Source organism: Flavobacterium limnophilum, assembly GCF_027111315.2.
Classification (GTDB): domain Bacteria; phylum Bacteroidota; class Bacteroidia; order Flavobacteriales; family Flavobacteriaceae; genus Flavobacterium; species Flavobacterium limnophilum.
The window spans coordinates 1,441,210-1,462,018 of the sequence record NZ_CP114289.2; the positions used below are offsets into that span (position 1 = coordinate 1,441,210).

Annotated in this window: 19 protein-coding genes and 1 tRNA gene; 4 read left to right on the forward strand and 16 right to left on the reverse strand. The window is 37.3% G+C overall.

Annotated elements, in window-relative coordinates:
* Positions 1 to 53: 53 nt before the first annotated feature.
* Positions 54 to 347, forward strand: coding sequence for a DUF3817 domain-containing protein (locus OZP13_RS05950; protein ID WP_269242937.1), 294 nt, complete (start codon positions 54 to 56; stop codon positions 345 to 347).
* 102 nt (positions 348 to 449) lie between these two features.
* Here OZP13_RS05950 and OZP13_RS05955 read toward each other — a convergent pair whose 3' ends face one another.
* A complete protein-coding gene (locus OZP13_RS05955; protein ID WP_281298991.1) occupies positions 450 to 839 on the reverse strand; it encodes an acyl-CoA thioesterase in 390 nt (129 codons plus the stop codon).
* 68 nt (positions 840 to 907) lie between these two features.
* Between OZP13_RS05955 and OZP13_RS05960 the strand changes: the two genes are divergently transcribed.
* Positions 908 to 1,294: a glyoxalase gene (locus tag OZP13_RS05960; RefSeq protein WP_281298992.1), complete on the forward strand. Its 387-nt coding sequence runs from the start codon at positions 908 to 910 to the stop codon at positions 1,292 to 1,294.
* Between the two features lie 315 nt (positions 1,295 to 1,609).
* Here OZP13_RS05960 and OZP13_RS05965 read toward each other — a convergent pair whose 3' ends face one another.
* The 11 genes from OZP13_RS05965 to pckA form a co-directional block, all read right to left on the reverse strand.
* Positions 1,610 to 3,259 (reverse strand): M1 family metallopeptidase, encoded by a 1,650-nt coding sequence (locus OZP13_RS05965; RefSeq protein WP_281298993.1) that lies wholly within the window; start codon positions 3,257 to 3,259, stop codon positions 1,610 to 1,612.
* A 132-nt stretch (positions 3,260 to 3,391) separates the two neighbouring features.
* Positions 3,392 to 4,822 (reverse strand): leucyl aminopeptidase family protein, encoded by a 1,431-nt coding sequence (locus OZP13_RS05970; protein ID WP_281298994.1) that lies wholly within the window; start codon positions 4,820 to 4,822, stop codon positions 3,392 to 3,394.
* A 132-nt stretch (positions 4,823 to 4,954) separates the two neighbouring features.
* On the reverse strand, positions 4,955 to 5,554 hold the full coding sequence (hisIE, locus tag OZP13_RS05975; protein WP_281298995.1) for a bifunctional phosphoribosyl-AMP cyclohydrolase/phosphoribosyl-ATP diphosphatase HisIE: 600 nt from the start codon (positions 5,552 to 5,554) through the stop codon (positions 4,955 to 4,957).
* Positions 5,555 to 5,629: 75 nt separating this feature from the next.
* Entirely contained in the window at positions 5,630 to 6,385 is a 756-nt protein-coding gene (gene hisF, locus OZP13_RS05980; protein WP_269242945.1) for an imidazole glycerol phosphate synthase subunit HisF, read from the reverse strand.
* Positions 6,386 to 6,427: 42 nt separating this feature from the next.
* Positions 6,428 to 7,150, reverse strand: coding sequence for a 1-(5-phosphoribosyl)-5-[(5-phosphoribosylamino)methylideneamino]imidazole-4-carboxamide isomerase (gene hisA, locus OZP13_RS05985; RefSeq protein ID WP_269242946.1), 723 nt, complete (start codon positions 7,148 to 7,150; stop codon positions 6,428 to 6,430).
* A 7-nt stretch (positions 7,151 to 7,157) separates the two neighbouring features.
* Positions 7,158 to 7,751, reverse strand: a complete 594-nt coding sequence (gene hisH / locus OZP13_RS05990) for an imidazole glycerol phosphate synthase subunit HisH (RefSeq protein WP_269242947.1) — start codon at positions 7,749 to 7,751, stop codon at positions 7,158 to 7,160.
* Between the two features lie 82 nt (positions 7,752 to 7,833).
* Entirely contained in the window at positions 7,834 to 8,970 is a 1,137-nt protein-coding gene (gene hisB, locus OZP13_RS05995) for a bifunctional histidinol-phosphatase/imidazoleglycerol-phosphate dehydratase HisB (protein ID WP_281298996.1), read from the reverse strand.
* A gap of 1 nt (position 8,971) precedes the next feature.
* A complete protein-coding gene (hisC, locus tag OZP13_RS06000) occupies positions 8,972 to 10,024 on the reverse strand; it encodes a histidinol-phosphate transaminase (RefSeq protein WP_269242948.1) in 1,053 nt (350 codons plus the stop codon).
* 94 nt (positions 10,025 to 10,118) lie between these two features.
* A complete protein-coding gene (gene hisD / locus OZP13_RS06005) occupies positions 10,119 to 11,405 on the reverse strand; it encodes a histidinol dehydrogenase (RefSeq protein ID WP_281298997.1) in 1,287 nt (428 codons plus the stop codon).
* 97 nt (positions 11,406 to 11,502) lie between these two features.
* Entirely contained in the window at positions 11,503 to 12,360 is an 858-nt protein-coding gene (gene hisG, locus OZP13_RS06010; protein WP_269242950.1) for an ATP phosphoribosyltransferase, read from the reverse strand.
* A gap of 362 nt (positions 12,361 to 12,722) precedes the next feature.
* Complete coding sequence (gene pckA / locus OZP13_RS06015; protein ID WP_281298998.1) at positions 12,723 to 14,363, reverse strand: phosphoenolpyruvate carboxykinase (ATP); 1,641 nt, start codon at positions 14,361 to 14,363, stop codon at positions 12,723 to 12,725.
* Between the two features lie 396 nt (positions 14,364 to 14,759).
* Here pckA and OZP13_RS06020 point away from each other — a divergent pair, with 396 nt between their 5' ends.
* Positions 14,760 to 16,112 carry a threonine/serine exporter family protein gene (locus tag OZP13_RS06020; protein WP_281298999.1) on the forward strand — a complete coding sequence of 451 codons (1,353 nt, stop codon included), beginning with the start codon at positions 14,760 to 14,762 and terminating at the stop codon, positions 16,110 to 16,112.
* A gap of 88 nt (positions 16,113 to 16,200) precedes the next feature.
* Positions 16,201 to 17,901, forward strand: a complete 1,701-nt coding sequence (locus tag OZP13_RS06025; RefSeq protein WP_281299000.1) for a putative transporter — start codon at positions 16,201 to 16,203, stop codon at positions 17,899 to 17,901.
* Positions 17,902 to 18,412: 511 nt separating this feature from the next.
* Here OZP13_RS06025 and OZP13_RS06030 read toward each other — a convergent pair.
* The 4 genes from OZP13_RS06030 to OZP13_RS06045 all read right to left on the reverse strand — a co-directional run bounded on the left by OZP13_RS06030 (position 18,413) and on the right by OZP13_RS06045 (position 20,795).
* Positions 18,413 to 18,486 (reverse strand) — tRNA-His (locus OZP13_RS06030).
* A gap of 62 nt (positions 18,487 to 18,548) precedes the next feature.
* On the reverse strand, positions 18,549 to 19,265 hold the full coding sequence (gene bshB1, locus OZP13_RS06035; RefSeq protein ID WP_281299001.1) for a bacillithiol biosynthesis deacetylase BshB1: 717 nt from the start codon (positions 19,263 to 19,265) through the stop codon (positions 18,549 to 18,551).
* 46 nt (positions 19,266 to 19,311) lie between these two features.
* A complete protein-coding gene (locus OZP13_RS06040) occupies positions 19,312 to 20,358 on the reverse strand; it encodes an isochorismate synthase (protein ID WP_269242955.1) in 1,047 nt (348 codons plus the stop codon).
* A gap of 2 nt (positions 20,359 to 20,360) precedes the next feature.
* Positions 20,361 to 20,795 carry a PaaI family thioesterase gene (locus OZP13_RS06045; RefSeq protein ID WP_269243613.1) on the reverse strand — a complete coding sequence of 145 codons (435 nt, stop codon included), beginning with the start codon at positions 20,793 to 20,795 and terminating at the stop codon, positions 20,361 to 20,363.
* Positions 20,796 to 20,809 lie beyond the last annotated feature (14 nt).

Sequence of the window (20,809 nt, forward strand, 5' to 3'; positions counted from 1 at the left end):
AATCAATGTTAATCCTTAGTTTTGCCTTTTTATAAACCAAAACAATACTATTAATGGTCAAAATTTTTAAAAACATCGCCATCCTGGAAGGAATCTCTTATTTGGCTTTATTTGCCAACATGCTTTTAGTCAAGCCAACAAATCTGGAACTATACAAAACTTTCTTGTATCCTATAGGAATGACGCACGGAGTATTATTTATTGGATATGTTGCCTCGGCATTTTTAATCACAAAATCCCAAAAATGGAGTTTCGGAACGCTTTCGATTGTATTGATTGCTTCACTCCTGCCGCTTGCGACTTTTTTTGTGGAAAGAAAATATGTGCAAGTTCCCGTAAGCAAATAACATAGCTTTTTTCACCGCAGATTACTTCGTCAATTCGCTATCGCTCGGGTCGCAATTTTATTTCAAATAATTGGAATAAAATTTGCTAATCTGCGGTTGTTTTTATTCCTGCAAGCGGTCTTTCACAAACTCTATTTCTGTTTTTCCGTGGGCTTTTGGTTTTCCGTCAGCACCCAAATTTACCATCGTGGTATGGTCTATCGTTATGATGGTTTCACGAGTCATCATGTTTCGGGCTTCACATTTTAGCGTAAGCGAAGTGATACCAAACTTGATGACATCAATACCGATTTCGATAATATCGCCTTGTCTGGCGGAACTTCTAAAATTGATTTCCGACATGTGCTTGGTCACAATTTTGGTGTTTTCCAATTGGATGATGGAATACAAAGCCAATTCTTCGTCAATCCAGGCCAATAATTTTCCGCCAAATAATGTTCCGTTAGGATTCAAGTCTTCTGGTTTTACCCATTTTCTAGTGTGGAATCTCATATTGTTTATATATATCCACAAAAATACTTTTTCTTGTCCCATTTTTCCATAAATTTAAAGAAAAAACCATGGATCAAAGAGATACTTTTTTAAAAGAATTTAGAGGCGAAACCATTGGCACCATTACCGACCAATCCTCATCAGACGAATTGTTTCAAAATCAAGTACTTCGTCCAATTTTGAAACTGCAGAACGATTTGTTTATCGCTTCCTTCATCAACCATTTGGGCAAAAACAGAATTGATTTCAACACTTTTACTGTCGAAAAAAAATTGACAACCATAGAAAACGCCATTCAAAAAGACATCAAGTTCCGTAACGCCTTGAAAGGGATGATTATAGCACTTTTTACCCTTGATGAATATGCTCAGTACATCAAAAATTCTTCCAGCCTGAACAAAAGAATGATGGGAATGCTTATTGAACGCTTGAAAAGTCAAGTGCAGTTGTTTTGAGGGGGATTGGATTTAAATGTTAATCTTATCTCAATAATAAAATTGTAACTATTGAACTTATTGGAGTGCATAAAACAAATAAAGCATAATCAACTTTTCGAAATTTTTTAAAGTTTGTTAAATATGCAATAATTATTGTTGTTATTATTGATAAAGCAAAATAACCAAGAATATAAAAACCTCCACCAAGAGCACTTGAAGTATTTCTTGTTTGATTCTCGATATCCCAAACTAAACAATTGATCAACAAAATAAATATGACCATAAAAGTTCTAAGTAATATCATTTTTTTGTTTTTTATTCACCGAATAGTATTTATTTCCCCTTCACCACCTCCACATAAAAATTCTCATCCACTTCCAGTTTTAAATCTTTAGGCGTTTTTAGCATAATAATCCATTCTGTTTGAGGGGTTAGCCATTGTTCTTTACCGTTTATGGTGACTTTTATAGGCATATTGAAATCGGGAACACAATTGGTCCAGCGATACTCCAAATTGTTGCCTTGAACTTTATATTCGAAAGTCGGAATTCTAATATCTCTCAAATATTGGTCGAAAAATGGTTTTAAATCAAGTCCAACGGCTTGGCTTAAATAATCCTCGATTTGTTTGGTGGTAACGGTTTGGTGGTAAAAAGTACTGTTCAATCCTCTTAAAATCGTTCTCCATTTTTCGTCGTCATTCACGATTTGGCGCAGCGTGTGCAACATATTGGCACCTTTGTTGTACAAATCGGCACCTTCCCTGTTTACATCGTATTGTCCAATCATTTGGCTTTCATTTTGAATCTCGTTTCGTTGTCCTCTTACGTATTCAGCACCGGCATTTTTTCCATAGTAATATTCCACAAACAAGTTTTCGGAATAACAGGTGAAACTCTCGTGAATCCACATATCGGCGATGTCTTTGTAGGTAATGTTGTTGGCAAACCATTCGTGACCCGATTCGTGAATAATGATGTAATCGAATTTCAATCCCCAACCCGACTCGCTTCGGTCTCTTCCCAAATAACCGTTTTGATAGCCGTTGCCATAAGTCACACTGCTTTGATGTTCCATCCCCAAATAAGGCGCTTCCACCAGTTTGAAGCTGTCTTCATAAAAAGGATAGGGTCCAAACCAATGTTCGAACGCTTTGAGCATTTTTGGAACTTCTTTAAAATGTAGTTTTGCTTTCGCCAAATTGTCTTTCAGCACATAATAATTACAATCCAAATTGCCTTTTTCGCCTTTGAAAACTTCCGAAAAATTGACATAATCACCAATGTTGATGTTCACTCCATAATTGTTGATGGGATTGGAAACATGCCAAGTGAATGTTCTGGTGCCGTCATTCAAATCCGTTACGCTTTTTAAACGACCGTTGGAAACATTCGTTAGATTTTTGGGAACATTGACACTGATTAGCATATTTTCCACTTCGTCGTACATGTGATCTTTGTTGGGCCACCAAACGCTGGCTCCCAATCCTTGACAAGTCGAAGCGATGAAGGGATTTCCGTTTTTGTCTTTGCTCCAAGTGATTCCGCCATCCCAAGGTGGATTTACCGCAATTTTGGGTTTGCCGCCATAAAACACTACGAGTTCTTTATCTTCTCCAATATTTTGTGGAGCCTCCAATTGGATAAAAAATGCGTTGCCGTTTCTTGTATATTTTTGCTCTTTGCCGTCTTGCGTCACTTTGTTAATTTCCATCGGTTTTTGCAAATCAATTTGCATTCTATTGTACGACTTCAAAACGGTGTAGCAAATGGTGTTGGAACCCGAAATCGTGCTATCGGCAGGATTTACCTTGATGTCCAAACGATATTGCTTCACATCCCACCAAGCTCTTTCCGGGGTAATGCTTCCCCTTAAAGTATCTTGATGCGTGAAAATTTCTTCTTTATTTCCAAGAAGTCCTTGAGCTTTTACACTATTAGAAATAAGAAATGCAATAAAAACAATGGATATATATTTATTCATAAATTTTAAAATAAAAAGGTGTTTTTTAGCAAGTTGACAAAATTAAATTATAATGTTTTTTGGCTAAAATTTCATTTCGACCATCGGGAGAAATCACAGAACGAGAGCAACTAATGAGATTTGTTAATTCATTTACAAATTTTCAATGAACTTAGTCAATAAATGAACACCATAAGCGGTGGCGTGTTTGCTTTTTGCAAATTCGTCATCGCCAAAAGCCACTCCGGCAATATCAAGATGTGCCCAAGCTTTGTGATTTTCGGTAAAATATTCCAAAAATTTGGCTGCGCTGATGGCTCCTGCAACGGGTTTTCCGCTGTAGTTTTTCACATCGGCAATATCGCTTTCGATGTCGGATTTGTAGCAATCCCAAAGTGGCAATTGCCATAGTCTTTCGCCAACGGCATCGCCAGATTCTTGTAATTTCTTCGAAACAACATCATTATTGGTAAACAAGGCGGCACATTCGTAGCCAAAAGTCCCCACCGCGCTTCCTGTCAAAGTGGCCACGTCAACAATATATTCGGGTTTGAAATTCTGGATTAAATACGACAAACCATCTGCCAAAACCAATCTTCCTTCTGCATCCGTGTCAATAATTTCTATGGAAGTTCCGTTGTACGAATGGATGACATCGCTAGGCACAAACGATTTGGCATCTACCGCATTTTCGGCGCAAGGCACAATGGCAGTGACTTTTACGGGTAATTTCAAGTCGGCAATCAATTGCATGGCCCCAAAAACGGCAGCACCACCAGCCATATCGCATTTCATTTGCAACATTCCCGAAGTCTTGATGTTCAAACCTCCGGTATCAAAAGTGATTCCTTTTCCAACCAAGCCAACGTGCTTGGTTTTGGCATTTGAATCTTTGGGAACATAATTCATGATGACAAATTGTGGTTCGTTTTCGCTTCCTTTCCCAACGGATAAAAATGCTCCCAAACCGGCTATTTTAGCAGCTTCAAAGCCTAAAACTTCTACCTCGAAACCGAATTTTTTTCCTGTTTCATTTGCCCAGTTCGATAAATATTTCGGCGTGACTTTATTGGGGGGTAAATCGACCAAACGGAGTGTTTCCAGTTGGGCATTGGCAATTTTCAAGCCTTTGGTCACCGTTTCAGAATACTCTTTTTTGGAAAACAAAGACAATTCGAAACCGTCATTCAAGAACAGATGTTTTTCCGTTTTCTTGAAATGTCCTAAATCATAGGTTCCTAAATACAGTCCAGAAATAGTAGCTTCCACTTGTTCTGCCGTGAATTGTTCCGGCAAAACCAAAGCGATATTTGAGCAAAATGATTCCTTCTCTTTAGAGGAAATTCTTCTGAAAATGGTTTTCAAAGATTTATAATCAACGTCTTTTCCCAAGCCAATAAATATATGGGTACAATCGTATTTCTCGACCGCATAATGGGTGTCTTTTTTGCCATAAAACACTTTTGAATGTACCGAAACTCCGTGAAATTCAATAGGAACCAGACTTTTTGAATAGGTTTCGAAAACTGGAATCAAAATGGTTCCTACAAATTTATCGAGGTTTTTAATTGTATTCGTTTTCATTTTTTTTATTCTTATTTAAATCATTTCTAATAAAAAAAGTAAATATAATAGATTGCTGTTGAAAATAAAAACGAAACCCAATAGTAATGCGGATTACTATTGGGTTTTATATTTAAAACAGCAAGTATTTTTTTACTTCTGACGGCTTTTTAAAACATTAACAACATCGTTCAACTCAAATCCTTTGGCTTGCAAAAGAATCAAGTAATGGAAAAGCAAATCGGCACTTTCGTCCAAGAACAAATGATCGTTGTCGTCTTTGGCTTCAATCACCACTTCCACGGCTTCTTCTCCCACTTTTTGGGCAATCTTATTGATTCCTTTTTCGAACAAAGAAGCTACATAACTTTTCTCGGAATCGGCATTTTCTCTACGTAATTTGATGGTTTTTTCTAAAGTTGAAATAAAACCAAAATCCGATTTATTTTCCGTTTGCCAACAAGTATCAGCACCCGTATGACAAGTTGGACCAACTGGTTTTACTTGGATTAACAAGGTATCCCCATCGCAATCATTTTTGATATCCACCAAGTTCAAAAAGTTGCCACTTTCCTCGCCTTTTGTCCAAAGTCTTTGCTTCGAACGACTATAAAAAGTTACTTTTTGGGTATCCAATGTTTTTTGGTAGGATTCGGCATTCATATATCCTAGCATCAAAACGCTTTTAGTTTCGCTATCTTGAATTATGGCCGGAATCAATCCGTGTGCGCTTTTTGAAAAATCTATGTTCATAATTTAAAGTTAGAAGTTAGAAGTTAGAAGTTAGAAGTTGCAGAGTTGAAGTTTTAAACTTCGTACCTTATACTTCTAAATTCGTACCTCAATATTATTATTTTTTAATTCTTTTTTCAATGTCTTGATTTCAATTTCCTTGAAATGGAATACGCTTGCCGCCAAAGCTGCATCGGCTTTTCCTTCGACAAAGGTATCTACAAAATGTTGAATATTTCCTGCTCCACCCGAAGCAATTATCGGAATATTTACCAATTCCGACAATTTCGCCAAAGCTTCGTTTGCAAATCCGTTTTTGGTTCCGTCGTGATTCATTGAGGTGAACAAGATTTCCCCTGCACCACGTTGTTCGACTTCTTGTGCCCAATCAAATAATCTAATTTCAGTTGGCACCTTTCCTCCTACCAAATGTACCATCCATTCTCCGTCTATTTGCTTGGCATCAATCGCCACAACCACACATTGGCTTCCGAATTTTTGTGCCAAATCATTAATCAGTTGCGGATTTTTAACCGCCGATGAATTAATGGAAACCTTGTCGGCACCGTTTTGCAACAGTACTTCCACATCTGAAACTGCCGAAATTCCACCACCTACGGTAAACGGAATATTGATGGTGGCTGCTACTTTTCGCACCAAATCAACCAAAGTTCTTCTGCGTTCTTCCGTTGCCGAAATATCCAGGAAAACTAATTCGTCAGCACCTTCATCCGAATAGATTTTGGCCAATTCCACAGGATCGCCTGCATCGCGCAAATCTACGAAATTAACGCCTTTAACGGTGCGACCATTTTTGATGTCGAGGCAAGGGATTATTCTTTTTGTTAGCATTTTTATTTTTTTATTTCTGTACAGACGCGATTAATCGCGTCTCTACGATATAATATATTTTTCCAATTGTTTCAACGAAATTCTTCCTTCGTAAATAGCCTTTCCAATTATCGTTCCTTCACAACCCAATTCGGCTAATTTAGGCAATTCGTCAAAGGTGGAAATCCCTCCAGATGCGATTAATTTTATGCCACTGGCTTCCGCCAATATTTTAGCGTACAAATCAAAACTTGGTCCTTCGAGCATTCCGTCTTTGGCAATATCGGTGCAAATTACGTACTGAATTCCTTTAGACTGATAATCTTGAATAAACGGAACCAAATCTTCATTCGAATCTTCCAACCATCCTGAAACAGCTACTTTTTCGTTATTGGCATCGGCTCCCAAAATAATTTTGTCCGAACCGTATTCAGCAATCCATTTCTCGAAAATTACCCTGTTTTTCACGGCGATACTTCCACCCGTGATTTGGTTTGCACCCGATTCAAATGCAATTTTCAAATCGGAATCGGCTTTTAATCCACCACCAAAATCAATTTTTAATTTGGTTTGTGAAGCAATTTGTTCCAATATTTTGTAATTGACGATTTTGCTTGATTTTGCTCCATCCAAATCCACCAAATGCAAATATTCGATTCCGTGTGCTTCGAATGATTTCGCCACTTCCAGCGGATTTTCGTTGTATATGATTTTGGTATTGTAATCACCTTTGGACAAGCGAACACATTTTCCTTCGATGATGTCTATTGCAGGTATTATTCTCATTGTAAAGTTAGAAGTTAGAAGTTAGAAGTAGGAAGTTTTTGAGAATTTGTTCTCCAACATCACCACTTTTTTCAGGGTGAAATTGAGTTCCATAGAAATTATCATTTTCTAAAGCTGACGAATATTCCAGTTCATAATTGGTTGTCGCAATGGTTTCGGCGCAAAGAGGAGCATAAAAACTATGTACTAAATACATATATTCGTCTTCGGCAATTCCTTTGAACAAATCCGATTTCAAATTGTAAATATTATTCCAGCCCATTTGTGGTACTTTCACTTTGGATGAAAATTTTACAACATCCACATCAAAAATACCCAATCCTTTGGTGTCTCCTTCTTCGGAATGGTTGCACATCAACTGCATTCCCAAACAAATCCCAAAAACGGGTTGTTTCAACGTAGGAATCAAAACATCCAAACCGCTTTCCTGAAGCATTTTCATAGCATAACTTGCTTCTCCCACTCCTGGAAAAATTACTTTGTCCGCCGCTTTTATTTCGTCAGGATTGTTGCTCAAAACCGCTTTGTATCCCAATCTTTCGATGGCAAACATAATGCTTTGAATGTTTCCTGCTCCGTAATTTATGATTACTATTTTCATTGTTTTTTTTAGTTGGAAGTTAGAAGTTGGGAGTTGGAAGAAGCATATTTTACTTCAAGCTTCCAACTCCAAGCTTCCTACTTTATAGCATTCCTTTCGTGCTTGGCAAAATCATTTTCTCAGTATCTCGCTTCACAGCTACTTTTATTGCTTTGGCGAAAGCCTTGAAAATCGCTTCGATTTTGTGGTGCTCGTTGGTTCCTTCCGCTTTGATGTTGATGTTGGCTTTGGCTCCATCCGAAAAGGATTTGAAGAAATGATAGAACATTTCTGTTGGCATTTTGCCCACCATTTCGCGTTTGAATTCGGTTTCCCAGATCAACCAGTTTCTGCCTCCAAAATCTATGGCTACTTGTGACAAGCAATCGTCCATTGGCAAACAAAAACCGTAACGTTCGATTCCTAATTTATTTCCCAATGCTTTCGAAAAAACTTCTCCCAAAGCAATCGCCGTGTCTTCAATCGTGTGGTGTTCATCGACTTCCAAATCACCTTTTACGATGATTTCCAAGTCCATTTGTCCGTGACGCGCGATTTGATCTAACATATGGTCGAAAAAAGCAATTCCAGTATCGATTTTACTTTTCCCTGTTCCATCAAGGTTTAAGTTGATGTAAATATCTGTTTCGTGCGTTTTTCTAGTGATAGAAGCTGTACGTTCTTCCAGTTTCAAAAATTCATAAATCGTTTTCCATTCTGTAGTTTGCAAAGCAATAACAGCATCCAATTCGTGTCTTTTTGAAGAGATTTCATCACTTCCCAATTCTTCATCATTACTTATAAAAATGGCTTTTGAACCCAAGTTCTTAGCCAATTCCACGTCGGTGATTCGGTCTCCGATTACGAATGAATTCTCTAAATCGTATTCTGGATTGTTGATGTATTTCGTCAACATTGCGGTTCCTGGCTTGCGGGTTGGCACATTTTCGTGAGGAAAAGTTTTGTCAATCAAAACATCACTAAAAACAACACCTTCATTTTCGAAAGCTTTCATTACCAAATTATGTACCGGCCAAAAGTTGGCTTCAGGATGCGAATCTGTTCCTAAACCATCTTGATTGGTTACCATAACCAATTCGAAATCCAATTCGGTTGCAATTTTCCCTAGATATTGAAAAGCTTTTGGATAGAATTCCAATTTTTCGAAACTGTCCAATTGATAGTCATTTGGTTCCAAAACCATTGTTCCGTCGCGGTCTATAAAAAGTATTTTTTTCATTTTAAACTTTTATTAAAGAAGACAAAGCTTCCATCAATTTTTTATTCTCTTCCTCCGTTCCAATAGTCAAACGCAAGGTATTTTCACATAAAGGTTGTGTAGTCCTGTTTCGAATCACGATTCCTTTGGCAATTAATTCGTCGTATCTTTTGTTGGCATCATCCACTTTTATCAAGATGAAATTGGCTTCCGTAGGATAGATTTTTTTAACAAATTTAACATCAACCAATACTTTAAGTAATTCCTCTCTTTGCGCAATAATGGAAACTATTTCAGATTTTATCTTTTCAGGATTACTCAATCTTTCCAAAGCTCTCAATTGCGTCAATTCATTAACATTATAAGGCGGTTTGATTTTGTTTAAAACAGAAATTACCGCTGCTGAACCATAACAAATTCCCAATCTAATTCCTGCCAAACCGTATGCTTTTGAAAGTGTTTGCGTGATAACCAAATTTGGATATTCGTCCAATTCATTCATCCAACTTTGCTTTTTGGAAAAATCAATATAAGCTTCATCAATTACAACCAAACCTTTGAAATTTTGGAGTAATTTTACCACGCTTTCATCCAAAAAAGAATTCCCTGTTGGATTATTTGGCGAACATAAAAAGATAATTTTGGTGTTTTCGTCAATAGCCTCCAAAATTTTATCCACTTGCGGTTGAAAATCTGTAGAAAGCAACACTTCCCTATTTTCTACTGCATTGATATTGGCCAAAACGCCGTACATTCCGTAGGTAGGCGGCAATGAAATAATGTTGTCCACTTTTGGCTCGCAAAAAGCCCTGAAAATTAAATCCAGTACTTCGTCGCTTCCGTTTCCGAGTAAAATTTGGTTTGGATTTACATTTTTCTGCTTCGCCAAAACCACTTTTACGTTGCTTTGTTGCGGATCTGGATAACGATTCACACCATTTTGGAATGGATTTTCATTGGCATCCAAGAAAATCATGTCCGCTGTATCAAAATCCTCAAATTCATCACGTGCCGAAGAATAAGGCTTCATCGACTTAACGTTTTCACGGACTAAATTATTTATATCAAAATTCATAGTTTCTTTTTTTAAGAGAAAATAGAAAAAAGAGAATAGAATATAGACTTTAGACCAGTCCATAAATTCTCTTACACTCTATATTCTTTGTTCTTTACTCTCTAATCTTGTTCAATCTCAAAGTAACTGCATTCTTGTGCGCCTGCAATCCTTCGGCTTCCGCCATAATTTCAATCGCTTTCCCAATATTTTGGATTCCTTTTTCTGATATTTTTTGGAATGTCATCGATTTGGTAAAACTGTCCAAATTCACCCCGCTGTAATTCTTGGCATATCCGTTGGTTGGCAAGGTATGATTCGTTCCCGAAGCGTAATCACCGGCGCTTTCCGGTGTATAATTTCCAATGAAAACCGAGCCTGCATTTCCTATATTGTGAACATAAAAATCTTCGTCTTTGGTGCAAATAATGAAATGTTCCGGGCCATATTCGTCGATTAATTCCAAGGCAATTTTATCATTTTCGACAAAAATTAATTTGGAATTGGCGATGGCTTTTTCGGCAATAGCTTTTCTCGGCAAAACTTCCAATTGGGATTGAACTTCTTTTTCCACTTCGTCAATCAATTCTTTTGATGTTGAAACTAAAATCACTTGGCTATCGGTTCCGTGTTCCGCCTGAGACAATAAATCAGAAGCGATGAAAGCGGGAACAGCCGAATCATCAGCAACAATCAACAATTCTGAAGGCCCAGCAGGCATATCGATTGCCACGCCAAATTGGGTTGCCAATTGTTTGGCCACGGTCACGAATTGATTTCCAGGCCCAAATATTTTATAGACTTTTGGAATTGATTTGGTACCAAATGTCATTGCTGCAATGGCTTGAATTCCTCCCACTTTCAAGATTTTGGTCACGCCACATAAATTGGCAGCATATAAAATCGCTGGATTGATGTTTCCGCTTTTGTCTGGCGGTGAACACAAAACAATTTCGTTGCATCCAGCGATATTGGCGGGAACGGCAAGCATTAAAACCGTTGAAAATAAAGGTGCAGTTCCGCCTGGAATGTACAAACCAATTTTTTGGATGGGTCTTTTTTCCTGCCAGCAATAAACACCTTCGGCAGTTTCTACAACAACTTTAGCTGTTTTTTGAGCCGAATGAAATTTTTCTATGTTCGATTTTGCCAATTGAATGGCATTTTTTAATTCTTCTGGAATAGTTGCAATGGCTTGCTCTATTTCTGAAGGAGAAACTTCTATGTTTTCAAATTTGGCACCGTCGAATAGTGAAGTATATTTGGCCACAGCCTCATCCCCTTTTTTTTGAACTTCCTTGAAAATTTCTTTCACGGTAACTTCAATATCGTCGATAGTTTGAGTTGGCCTTTTTAGGATAGCGGACCAAGTTTCGGGTTTTGGATTGAATATTTTGTTCATCTTTTTAAATTTAACCGCAAAGTTTGCAAAGGTTTTTCGCAAAGTTTACAAAGATATTTTGTTATTTCTTCGTATTTCTGACTTCGTAAATCGTACTTTAAAGTACCATTTTTTCGATTGGACAAACCAAAATTCCTTCGGCTCCGGCTTCTTTTAATTGATCGATAACATCCCAAAAAGTGTCTTTGTCGATTACGGAGTGAACACTGCTCCAACCTTCTTCTGCCAACGGCATCACGGTAAGGCTTTTTAAAACCGGCAATATCTTGCCAATGGCTTCAATTTTGTCGTTGGGAACGTTCATCAAGATGTATTTTGATTTTCTGGCTCTCAAAACCGATTCGATTCTGAATTGCAGTGTATCTATGATGCTTTGAGCTTCTGGAGTAACTTTTGGTGAAACGGCCAAAACGGCTTCGCTTTTGAAAATCACTTCCACTTCTTTCAAATTGTTTTTGAACAAAGTGCTTCCGCTGGAAACGATATCCACGATTCCGTCGGCAAGACCTATGTTTGGTGCAATCTCAACCGAACCCGAGATTTGGTGAATGTCAACCGTCATTCCGAAAGAACCAAAATAATCGATAACGGTGTTTGGATAGGAAGTGGCGATACGCATTCCTTCCAAATCTTTTATGGAATTGTATTCGAAAGTTTTTGGAACGGCTACGGAAACTTTGCACTTGGAAAAGCCCAATTTCTGGATTACCTTGATGTTTTTTCCTTTTTCGACCAAAAGATTATCGCCAACGATGGCAATATCAACCACTCCATCAATCAAATATTGGGGAATGTCCGAGTTTCTGAGGTACAAAACTTCCAAAGGGAAATTGGTGGCTTCGGCTTTGAGTTGGTCATTTCCGTTGTTGATGGAAATTCCGCAATCTTTTAGAATTTGAATGCTGTCTTCGTTTAAACGACCTGATTTTTGAATTGCAATTTTTAAAGTACTCATTTTTGTTGTTGTTTTTTTTGTTGTTGTTTTACAGTTTTGTTTGAATACAACATTTAGGAAATAAAAAACCCGTTTGATGTACTCAAACGGGTTTTTAAATATGAATTTACATACATATCATTAACACATCGCTTGAGAGCAATAATGAAAATGATGGTGATGCAATTGAATTGATAACATAACTTTTTAATTCTTAAATCCTTTGATTTGGATGCAAATATACTGGAAAATATAATTACAAAGCAATTTTTAATTTAACTTAATATCAATTAATTGTTAAAAAACCATCTATTCATATTCTATTTCTCTTGAAAAAACAATATAAACAGATGGTTTACAATTTAATTTTTAGAACACTTTAATTATGCTTCAACAGAATTCGCTTCTAATGAAGGCCCCGCTTTTACTAAACGTTTTCCTTCTTCGGTGTTTGTATATTGATCGAAGTATTTGATGTAACGAGAAGCCAAGTCTTTAGCTTTAACCGTCCATTCTTCTTCTGTGGCATACGTATCTCTTGGATCCAAAATTCCTTCGCTTACATTTGGCAAGGCTGTTGGAATTGTTAAATTCAAGAATGGAATCTCTCTTTTTTCAGCTGCATCAATTTCTCCGCTGATAATGGCATCGATGATGGCTCTTGTGTTTTTCAAAGAAATTCTTTTTCCTGTTCCGTTCCAACCTGTGTTTACAAGATAGGCTTTTGCATTGTGCTCTTTCATTTTTCCAATCAATGTTTTAGAATATTGTGTTGGGTGTAATGTCAAGAAAGCTTCACCAAAAGCTGGAGAGAAAGATGGTTCTGGAGCAGTAATTCCTCTTTCGGTTCCGGCTAATTTAGAAGTATATCCGCAAAGGAAGTGGTATTGTGCTTGGTCATCATCTAGAATAGATACTGGAGGCAATACTCCAAATGCATCGGCAGATAGATAGATGATTTTGCTGGCGTGTCCCGCTTTAGAAGGCAATACAATTTTGTTGATATTATAAATTGGATAAGAAACTCTTGAGTTTTCAGTGATGGAATGATCGTAATAATTGATTTCTCCATACTCGTCAACGATTACATTTTCCAACAAAGCGTCTCTTTTGATAGCTCTCCAAATGTCTGGTTCGTTTTGTTCGCTCAAGTCGATCACTTTTGCATAACAACCTCCTTCAAAATTGAAGACTCCGTTGTTGTCCCATCCGTGTTCGTCGTCACCAATCAAATATCGTTTTGGATCGGCAGACAAAGTTGTTTTTCCTGTTCCAGAAAGACCAAAGAACACGGCAACGTCTCCTTTTTCGCCCACATTGGCAGAACAGTGCATGGAAGCCATTCCTTTTAATGGTAGGTAATAGTTCATCATGGCGAACATTCCTTTTTTCATTTCTCCACCGTACCATGTTCCACCGATAATTTGAATTTTTTCGGTAAGATTGAAGACCACGAAGTTTTCAGAATTCAAACCTTGCGCTGCCCAATTTGGATTTGTTGCTTTAGAACCGTTCATTACGATGAAATCAGGCTCGCCAAAATTTTGCAATTCATAAATAGAAGGTCTGATAAACATGTTGGTAACAAAATGCGCTTGCCAAGCCACTTCCATCACGAAACGCACTTTAAGTCTTGTATCGACATTTGTTCCGCAAAATGCATCAACTACATATAATTTGGGAGAAGTTGAAAGTTGTTCTAATGTAAGTGCTTTTAAATCGTCCCAAACTTCTTTTGTTGTTGGATAGTTTGGAGAGCTAATACCTGATTCTTTATCCCAGCAAATGGTATCTTTGGTAATATCATCTTTAACAATATATCTGTCTTTTGGTGAACGTCCCGTAAAAATCCCTGTTTTAACCGCTACAGCACCCGTATCTGTCAAAGCTCCTTTTTCATATCCTTTTCTTTTATGAGACACTTCTGCTTCATATAATTCTTCATAAGAAGGATTATAAACCACTTCATGATAGCCCGTGATTCCTAAATCGTGTAATTCTTGAATAATTTTAATGTTTTTCATAATTTTCTTAATTGTTTTTTATTAATTATCTTTTTTTTCTACTCCAAATTTAGAAAAACAAATCCGAAAAAAGATGATATTTATCATATAATTTGATAAATCTACGCAAACGTTTTCTTTATTTACGGGGGTTTACAAGGTTTTTCGATGGGTAGTTTATGATAAATATCATATAATATCAATAATAAATCCCTAATTTTGAAGTGACGAATAAATCTGACTTTTATTATGTTAATCCTACAATTTCTTGTTTTCGTAAATGTATTAATAAACTAGCCTTAAAAAGGTAATGAAAAAGTTAAGATTTTATCTATCACAAATTAAAAGTCATAAATAAAGTATTATGACAATGAAACCGAATTCGAGTTTCGATGAATTAAACCTAAACAGATTAAAATGATTGAAGAAAAAGAAACCCAAAGAGTACTGGAATTACTTACCGAAATTGGTGAATTAATGATGATAAGCGGTGCCCACACTGCCAGAATTATTAGAAATTTAGAAAGAATCGCCAAAGGTTTGGGGTACAATTGCGAATTAGTTTTGACCTATACCGGAATTGTAATATCTATTTACAAAGAAAACAAACACAAGGCACATACACTTGCCAGAACGGTTCGAGCCAAAGGAATCAATTTTGAAACCATTTCGGAAATAAGTATTTTGTCTTGGGATGTATTGGAAAATAAAATTTCAATTGACGAGATCAAGTCAAGATTGGCTCAAGTAAGAACAAGAAAAGTATATACTGATTTTCAACTCTATTTTTGGGCTCCCTTTGCCAGTGTGGCGCTGTGCATGCTTTTTGACGGAGATTGGATTCAATCCTTAATTGTATATATATCCACATTTATAGGGTTTTATGCCCGAAGAAATATGGTGCTGAGGCATCACAACCACTTAATGGCTTTTTTCGTCGCTTCCACTATTTCAATATCCATCATTCATTTAGCAGGTTTGCTATTCAATGTCGAAATCAAACAAGCCTTGATTGTTTCGATATTGTATCTTATTCCGGGCGTGGTTATGATTAATTCGTTTATTGATTATCTAGAAGGTTATTTCGAATCGGGTACGGCTCGATTTATCTATTTTTCGATGGCTATTTTTATGCTGGCTTTTGGTTTTTTTGTGTCCAATACGATTTTTAGCCTGCCATTTGTAAATTCTATCAGCGCTTTTGATTTCTCCAATTTACAAACCCAAGTTGTGGAAGCGTATCAACCTACCGGAATAGCCTTGCATACTTCCAAATTAATTTTTGGTGGAATTACTTCTTTGGGATTTGCACTGATATTCAATACTTCAAAAAGAGCAATGTGGACCGTTTTCATACTCGGAGCCGTTGGATATTACATCAAATACCTTTTATTTAAAGAATGTGACGTCAACTTAATCTTGTCCATTTTTGTGGCTTCTTCGTTTGTGGGAATTTCGGGAATGTATTTCGCCCACAGAGCACACACACCACCTATTATTTTTATGATTCCAGCCGTTATCAACATGATTCCTGGGCTGCTTAGTTATGAATTTATGATGGGAATGATCAATTGGATCAGCAATGACAAAGGACAAAAGCCTTCTGTAGAAGAAGTTATCCAAACTTTTTCTTATGGAATTAGCACCGTTTTTATTCTTTTTGCTCTTGCTTTTGGAGTCGCATTCCCAATAATTGTGTTCAAATCCTATACCGTGAAAGGAAAAGATTTGAATGTATTGATTAAAAAGTTGTTTACAAAAAATGTCTGAAATCTAGTTTTCTATCTTGAATATTATCTAATTAAGCTTAACTATTTTATATATTATTAATGATTACTTAACAATTAAATTTTACTTTATGTTTGAATGGTTTAAAATATTATTTACTCCGACCGACGAGCCGGAAATGACACAAGCCTTAATTGTATTATTCTTGGCTATAAGTGTCGGTTTTTTTGTGGGACGAATCAAAATTGGCAGTGTTTCATTGGGAGTATCAGCCGTAATGTTCGTGGGTCTTTTTTTAGGACATTTAGGTTACACCATGGATGCGGAATTAATTCAATTCGTGCGAGAATTTGGTTTAATCCTGTTTGTTTATGGTATCGGTATTCAAGTGGGACCTTCTTTCTTTTCTTCTTTCAAAAAGGAGGGATTAATTTTCAATGCTTTGGGCGTTGGAACCGTATTTTTAGGCGGAATTATTACGTATTTAATCCATTTATTGGTCAATGTAAAAATTGAAAATGCCGTTGGATTAATGTCGGGTTCGGTTACCAATACCCCGGGATTGGGGGCTGCCAAGTCAACCCTTATCGAAATTCAAAAACAATTGAATCTTCCTGCCGACCACTTTTCGGATCCCGCCATTGCTTATGCCATCACTTATCCTGTTGGGGTTTTCGGGATTATCCTAATCATAATCTTGGCAAAAAACTTTTTGAGAATAGATTTGTCCAAAGAAGCCATCAAGCTGAATGAAAAAAACAAGGATTCCGAAAACAAGATTGTTCGCCAAAAATGCAGGGTTACCAAGCCTGAAGTCATAGGAAAAACAATCAAACAGGTATTCAAGGAATTCCATATCGATAATGTCATCATCTCCAGACAAAAGCATAGCGGAACAAAAGCAGTTTCCTCTCCTTCGATAGACACCATCTTACAAGAAAAAGACGTATTGATGGTTGTGGCCAAACAAAAAGATATTGATGCATTTATCAATATTGTCGGTAAAGTTTCAACCGATTTGTTTATCGAATCCGAAGCCGACATTACCACAAAAATACTTAGTGTTACCAAAAAAACGGCCACCCACAAAACATTGGCACAACTGGATTTGTACAATCAATATGATGTGAGGGTTACCCGTGTCATTCGTTCGGGATTGGAAATCTTGGCACAACCTTCTTTGGAACTTTATTATGGTGATACTTTGATGGTGGTTGGAGACAAACAAGCCATTCACGAAGCTGAAAAAATTATAGGAAACTCCAAAAAAATACTATTGGAACCGGATTTTCTTTCCCTTTTTGGCGGACTGATTTTTGGAGTTATCATCGGTTCCATTCCCATCTTGATTCCTTCTTTGCCAGTTCCTTTAAAATTAGGATTGGCTGCCGGACCACTTTTGGCTGCGCTATTCATCAGTAGATATGGAGGAGTTGGAGTAATTCACTCTTACATCAACAACGGTGCGATACATTTCATGAAGGATTTCGGGATTTGTTTGTTCTTTGCTGCCGTTGGTATCAAAGCCGGTCATGGTTTCTATGACAATTTTATCGCAAACAACGGAATGATGTGGATTTATTATGGTTGTTATATTACTTTCATACCATTGACAATTTTAGTGCTGATTAGCCGATTTGTGTTTAAACTCAATTTTTATCAAATGGTGGGAATTATGAGTGGTTCTTATACCGATCCCGCTGCCTTGGCATTTAGTAACAAATACTTGGATTCTGACATCCCTAACCAATCGTATGCCACGGTTTATCCTTTGGTAACCATCAGCAGGATTTTGGTTGCACAATTGCTCATCTTGCTTTTTGCGAGTTGACAATACCACTAAATATAGTTTAAAAGAAAAAAAAACTGTCCGAAAATTACTTTTCGGACAGTTTTTTTTGTTTATAATATTGATTTTTAATGTTTTTAAGGATCTAAAACCATGAATATACAGCCGTTTTCAAGCACCATTCGGTTCACCAATCAACACTTTTCCTGTTAGAATTAAAACATTTGATTGCAGAAAATCATTCGGCTAGGTTCTTAGATTCTGTAGTTGAAAAATTAGAAATCCAGGTTTTGGAATTGATCCAAAAAAAAACTTCCCAATTTCTTGGGAAGTCTTCGTGGTCCATACGGAACTATTCAAATGAAAATGGATTCAATACAAATCTAATTTTAAAAATAGTCCTTTCGTGATGTTCTGCTAAATACAGTAAATGATTTTTACGCATAATTTTTATAGTTCCACTGGTTTTAGGATTGATCCTCCTTGATCCTTAAATCCTGGGAATTTACCCCAAAAAAAAAGCTTCGAATTTCTTCGAAGCTTTTGCGTTCTGGGTGGCTGACCGGGTTCGAACCGGCGACCCTCGGCACCACAAACCAATACTCTAACCAGCTGAGCTACAACCACCATTTTTGACGAGTGCAAATATAGCACTAAAGTTTGTTTTTGCAAACAAAAATCAAAAAAAATTACATCAAATTTCCTAAACTATTGACTCCCAAATATCTTTCGGCCGTAAAACCTTCGGCATAATCCACGCCAATCAATCTTCCCAGGTCTTGGGCGCGGTAATTTAGGCTCTCCAAGAAGTTTTTTGAAGCTATTGGAGTCTCCGGTTCGTTGGAATTTGGGTTGTAGAACTGGGAACCGTAAGCCAAAACAGCTTCGATTCGCTTTTCATTGAAGCCCGTAATGTCCACCACGAAATCAGGCGTGATGTTTTTCCATTGAATGTAATGATAGACTAATTTGGGTCGCCAAGCGGCTTGTTTTTCACCCTGGTGTTCTGTTTCGATTTTCATCAAGCCGGAAAGAAAACACGCATCGGAAACCAGTTTGCTGCCTTTGCCGTGGTCGATATGACGGTCGTCGATGGCATTGCAAATCACGATTTCGGGTTGGTATTTTCGAATCATTTCGATGATTTTCAATTGGTGTGCTTCGTCATTGACAAAAAAACCATCACGCATATCAAGGTTTTCCCGAACAGAAATACCCAAGATTTTGGCTGCAGCAGCCGCTTCCTGATTCCGAATCTCTACCGAACCACGGGTTCCGAGTTCGCCACGGGTCAAATCGATGATTCCGGCTTTTTTTCCCAACGCGATTTCTTTGGCCAATGTTCCGCCACAACCTAATTCCACATCGTCTGGATGCGCACCGAATGCTAATATGTCTAGTTTCATTTTCTTTTTTGTTTGTTGTTTATCGTCAACAATTTAAACATTTAAACTATTTCAAAACTCTTTTCATCGTCACCGATTTGTTGCAGCTTTCCTCCCACTCTTTTTCGGGAACGCTGTCTTTCGTGATGCCGCACCCCATAAATAAATTGGCTTTAGAATCACAAATTTCCATACAGCGCAAATTTACGAACAAATCGGTTTGGTCTCCCTTATTTAATTCTCCGAGAAAACCGGTATAAAAAGTGCGGTCGTAATTTTCGTTTTGCAATATGAAAGCCTTTGCTTTATCCTTTGGAAAACCGCAGACTGCAGGCGTTGGATGCAACAACAAGGCTACTTCCCGCAAGCTGGTACTCGAATTCAAGCTTCCCGAAATATCGGTTTTGATGTGCCAAATACTCCCCGCTTTGAGGCTGTAAGGTTTTGAAACCAAGACTTCCGAAGCGACATTTTTCAACTTTTCCACGATATAATCCGTGACAAATTGTTGTTCTTCTTGTTCTTTTTTCGGCCAAACCACTTCATTGGAACCCGCATCTTTTTGCGTTCCCGCCAAAGCGATTGTTTGGAATTCCTGACCCTTTGCTTTCAACAATTGTTCGGGTGTGGCACCCAACCAAGTCCCTATTTTTGGATGATATAAACAATACACAAAAGTGGTTGGATACAATTGGGCCAAATTTTCGAAAGCGTTAATTAGGTCGAAATTTGCTAAATCAATCGATTCTTTTCGAGACAAAACCACCTTCTTGAATTGGTTGTTTTCGATGGCTTGAATGCCTTTGGCAACCAAGAATTCGAAATTATTTTTGGCCAATTCGTTTGAAACAGTATCCTCTTTTGGGGAAACGATAATTTCCCTTTTTTGAAAATCCACATTAATTATTTCGGATTGGTTTTCGGGAATCAATAGCGTTTTGCTTCCGTTAAAAGAGGCAAAAACAAAACCTTTTTCGGTAAAATCGCTTGCTTCAAACAAGCTGTCGTTTTGCTGGAAAAGTCCCGTAATCGTGTTGCTGTTTGGTTTTTTATAAAGTACAAAAGGAAGTTTTTGCCCTAATTGTTGGGCGGCTTTTGCTGAAATTTGTTCCATTCTTATTTTTCAATTTTTCTTTTTGGCAAAACCATCGTGGTCAATTTGCAAAGCGAAATTAGCGCCTCGTTTTCATCCGTAATTCGGATTTCCCATAAATGAATACTGCTTCCTTTGTGGATAATTTTTGCCGTGGCCGTCACTATTCCGTTGCGTTTTGCCTTGACATGATTCGCCGAAATTTCGATTCCGCGTACTTCGCTATGTTCTGGATTCACGAACAAAAAAGAAGCGGCACTGCCCACACTTTCGGCCAAAGCCACCGAAGCGCCACCGTGGAGCAATCCCATGGGTTGATGCACTGAAGGATTTACGGGCATTGTTGCCGTCAAATAATCAGGACCGGCATCGACATATTCAATATTCAGGGTTTGCATCAGGGTATTTTTCGAAATTTCATTGCAATATTGAAGGATTTTTTCTTTGTCGAAAGTCATGTGTTTTGTTTTAA